The organism is Pseudomonas sp. (assembly GCF_035277045.1).
GTDB lineage: Bacteria > Pseudomonadota > Gammaproteobacteria > Pseudomonadales > Pseudomonadaceae > Aquipseudomonas.
The window spans coordinates 1-3,771 of record NZ_DATELE010000166.1; the positions used below are offsets into that span (position 1 = coordinate 1).

The following is a 3,771-nucleotide window of genomic DNA, read 5'->3' on the forward strand; positions in this document are numbered from 1 at the left end:
GCTCGTGTGTTGCCCTTGGTCAGCTCGGCGTATTGCTCGGACGAATAGAACGCACTGTCGGCGGAGGTTGTGTTGGGCATCAACACGGCGACAACTACCTTAACCGGAAGAGGCGCCCTTACTGCCACCTGGCCCATCAACCGTTTAGCCACCGCCGAGGCACTGCCAGAACCGCCGACCCAGCTCAGCGGCGTGCCCAGGGGAGATACCGCGCCAGCCGAGGCCAGCACGCCGTACATGCCGTACTGTTGCAACGACTCCAACGGCACGAAGCCACGGCTGTTGTTGTGATTGATCATCCCGTCAGGAAGCGCGCACGATTTGGCGAAGACATAGCCGACCCGTGGGGCTTCTTCCCTCTCCTGGATTGCCCTCCACCGGGCTTCGGCGGCTTGCTCGTTTCTTTCGTTGGCGGCAACGGCCCTGGCATGGGCCTCTTGCGCCTCCTTTGTTTTTCTGGCGATCTGCACAGGGTCTGGCGCAGAAGATGGAATCGAGTCTGGCGTGTCTGGAAAACCGAGCTTTTTCATTCGCGCTCCTTGTGGTTCCCAGAACTCTATGGGGAGCCTTCGGAGCAGCTCAATCAGACCGATCCTATGAGCGCGAGGGAAATTTCCCGTACTCGATTAGCGTCTGGGCAAACTCACGCCTCTCCCTTCCTGAAAAACGACCCCCAGATTTTGGTAAAGAAATAAACTGCCCCGCTGCCGCCAATGCGCTCTGTCGGAAATCCCTATACCAAATGGATAGCGCCGCAGCGACCAAAGTCATAACTGAACACAGAGAGTCCTGTGTCTGACGTGAGGTACGCAATCATGGCTAACAATCAAGACAAGGGTGCGAGTCAAGGCGGCAATACCAACATGGACAGTGACAAAGCGGGAATGGGCCAGAAAGGAGGCCAAGGTTCGAGGGAGGACATGTCGAATCAACAGAAAGGTGGACAGCAATCCGGGCATAAACCTGAGGACAAGATGAACAAGGACTGGGATCGTTCCAGGGATACTGGCAGCCAGGGCGGGCAAGCCGGAGAGAAGCTGACCGACAAGCAGAAGCCTTCGGACACTGGCCGCATGGGTGGCCAGCAAGGACAGAGCGACATGCAGCAACAGGATAAAAACCGCTAAGTACTCCTGCTGGACACCGGGACGGCGTGGACGTGCCGGTGTCCTGGCGCTCGGTTTGCATCGTCAGGAAAGCCGTCGAAAATATTCCGCCAGGTAATCCACCGTAACCTTGACCTTGGCTGAATCCAGCAAGCGCGAGGTGTGCACGGCCCAGATGTCAGCCGCCTGGAAGTACTCATCAAGCACGTGCACCAGGCGCCCTGCCTGCAAGTCCTTTCTGATATCCCACATCGAACGCAGCAAGATGCCGCGCCCGTTCAGGCACCACTGGCGGGCAATCTCGCCGTTGTTGGTCGACAGGCTCCCCGTAACCTTCACAGTTTCAGGGCCCTTGGCGCCCGTCAGGTTCCACACGCCGAACGGATGATCTCGCTCCTTGATCACCAGGCAATCGTGATGACCCAGCTCCATCAAGGACGCCGGCGTGCCGTGCGCCCGCAGGTAGTCCGGGATGGCGCACAGCACACGATGGTTCTTTGCCAGTGGCTTGGCGATCACATGGGGTGAAATGTCGTTGCCGACTCGGATGTCCAGGTCAACACCCTCCTCCATCAAGTCGACCAGGCGGTCTTGAATGTCCAGGCGAATGTCCAGGCCCGGGTAACGCACCGCCAGCTCCGCCAGCGCGGGCGCCACCATCCGCTGCCCTAGGCCTGGGCTGCTGACAATCCTCAGCGGTCCTTTGGGCTCGCCATGCAAGGCATCGATCTCGTCGCCCAGCTGGCTGACCTGATACAGCAACTGCTGCGCCCAGCGGCTAACCCGCTCGCCATCATCAGTCAGCGTGACACTGCGGGTGGTGCGATGCAGCAGGCGCAGGTTCAGGTCTTGCTCCAGGGCCCGAATGCGTTTGCTGACAAATGCCGGGGACATGCCGATCTCGTCCGCGGCGGCAGTGAAGCTGAAACGTCGCGCGACCAACAGGAAGACTTTCAGGTCATGCAGACTGGGCAGATTGTTCACGAATAAGAAACCAAGTTTCCACAGGGACGCTGATTTTGTCCGATTTGAATAAGATTAGCCTAGTGCTTCCTCACATCGCATAGAGCACCCCCGCCATGACACAAAAAACCTTCCGCATCGCCGCCATCCCAGGCGACGGCATCGGCCTCGAAGTGCTGCCCGAAGGCATCCGGGTACTGGAAGCCGTGGCGCAAAAGCATGGCTTGGCGCTGCAGTTCGAGACCTTCGAATGGGCAAATTGCGACTACTACCTGCAACACGGCAAGATGATGCCCGACAACTGGGCCGAGCAGCTCAAGCAGTACGACGCCATCTACTTCGGTGCGGTCGGCTGGCCCGACAAGGTGCCCGACCACATTTCCCTTTGGGGCTCTCTGCTCAAGTTCCGCCGCGAATTCGACCAGTACGTGAACATCCGCCCCGTGCGTCTGTTCCCGGGCGTGCCGTGCGCCCTGGCCAACCGCAAGGTCGGCGACATCGACTTCGTGGTGGTGCGGGAAAACACCGAGGGCGAGTACTCGTCAATCGGCGGCATCATGTTCGAGAACACCGAAAACGAGTTCGTCATTCAGGAATCCATCTTCACCCGGCGCGGCGTCGACCGTGTTCTCAAATACGCGTTTGACCTCGCCGAGAAGCGCGACCGCAAGCATGTCACCTCGGCCACCAAGTCCAACGGCATGGCCATCAGCATGCCCTACTGGGACAAACGCACCGAAGCGATGGCGGCCCACTACCCATCCGTCACCTGGGATAAACAACACATCGACATCCTTTGCGCTCGCTTCGTGCTGCAGCCGGAGCGCTTCGATGTGGTGGTCGCGTCCAACCTGTTCGGCGACATCCTGTCCGACCTGGGCCCGGCCTGTGCGGGCACCATCGGCATCGCGCCGTCGGCCAACCTGAACCCGGAACGCAATTTCCCGTCGCTGTTCGAGCCGGTGCATGGGTCTGCGCCGGATATTTTCGGCAAGAATATCGCCAACCCCATCGCCATGATCTAGTCGGGCGCGATGATGCTGGAGTTCCTGGGCCAGGGGGATGAGCGATATCAACGCGCCCACGACGACATGCTCAAGGCCATCGAAGCGGTCATCGCCGAAGGGACGGTCACCCCGGACATGGGCGGCAAGCTGTCGACTCGGCAAGTGGGGCTCGCCATCAGCGAAGCGCTCGCGCGGATCGACTGAGGGCTATTCCTCTTGAAACCCTTGTCCTAGAGCCTTCTACGCACGATATGCCGTCAACCCCTCGGTTTTTGCAATAAACCACTTTCGCAGTGCCTATTTGTGCGCCCTTGCGCCTGGGCCCTGCCGGTACATTAGACCGAGGGGTCATTCACCCAACGGCCCAACAAGACCGTCCCTGCTCGCCTCCTGCACCTGCCCACATCCGAATGGGAGTTTTGCACATGACAATATCCACGCTACGCGCTCTGCAACTTACCACCTTCGCCCTGCTGATCGGCAGCGCCGCGCTGGCCCAGGCAGAAGGCTCGATCACCTTCGTGTCCCAGGGCGGCGCCTACCAGGAAGCCCAGAGCAAGGCGATCTCCAGCGTCGGACGCGGCAGGTTGCGCAGCGAACGCTCGCCCGGATACTTGTCGGTGTTCCAGAAGTCGGCCCAGGTCTTTGGCGCGCTGGCTTTGTCGAAGGCATCGGTGCGATACGCCAGCACGGTG

The 3,771-nt window shown here is 60.1% G+C and carries 3 protein-coding genes and 2 pseudogenes; 2 read left to right on the plus strand and 3 right to left on the minus strand.

Annotation, left to right across the window (positions count from 1 at the left end; all coding sequences use genetic code 11):
- Positions 1-530 (minus strand): annotated as a pseudogene (locus tag VJS90_RS08010) (pyocin); the annotation flags it as partial.
- Between the two features lie 285 nt (positions 531-815).
- Here VJS90_RS08010 and VJS90_RS08015 point away from each other — a divergent pair.
- Positions 816-1,127, plus strand: a complete 312-nt coding sequence (locus VJS90_RS08015; RefSeq protein WP_324120765.1) for a hypothetical protein — start codon at positions 816-818, stop codon at positions 1,125-1,127.
- A 63-nt stretch (positions 1,128-1,190) separates the two neighbouring features.
- Here the strand turns inward: VJS90_RS08015 and VJS90_RS08020 are convergent, their stop codons facing one another.
- Positions 1,191-2,090, minus strand: a complete 900-nt coding sequence (locus VJS90_RS08020; RefSeq protein ID WP_324120767.1) for a LysR substrate-binding domain-containing protein — start codon at positions 2,088-2,090, stop codon at positions 1,191-1,193.
- 95 nt (positions 2,091-2,185) lie between these two features.
- Here VJS90_RS08020 and VJS90_RS08025 point away from each other — a divergent pair.
- A pseudogene (locus VJS90_RS08025) lies at positions 2,186-3,280 on the plus strand (tartrate dehydrogenase).
- A 334-nt stretch (positions 3,281-3,614) separates the two neighbouring features.
- Here the strand turns inward: VJS90_RS08025 and VJS90_RS08030 are convergent.
- On the minus strand, positions 3,615-3,767 hold the full coding sequence (locus tag VJS90_RS08030; protein ID WP_324120769.1) for an extracellular solute-binding protein: 153 nt from the start codon (positions 3,765-3,767) through the stop codon (positions 3,615-3,617).
- Positions 3,768-3,771 lie beyond the last annotated feature (4 nt).

Bases quoted from the DNA above. Each gene is read 5' to 3' on its own strand.
- VJS90_RS08015 (WP_324120765.1), top strand. From the start codon at position 816: ATGGCTAACAATCAAGACAAGGGTGCGAGTCAAGGCGGCAATACCAAC.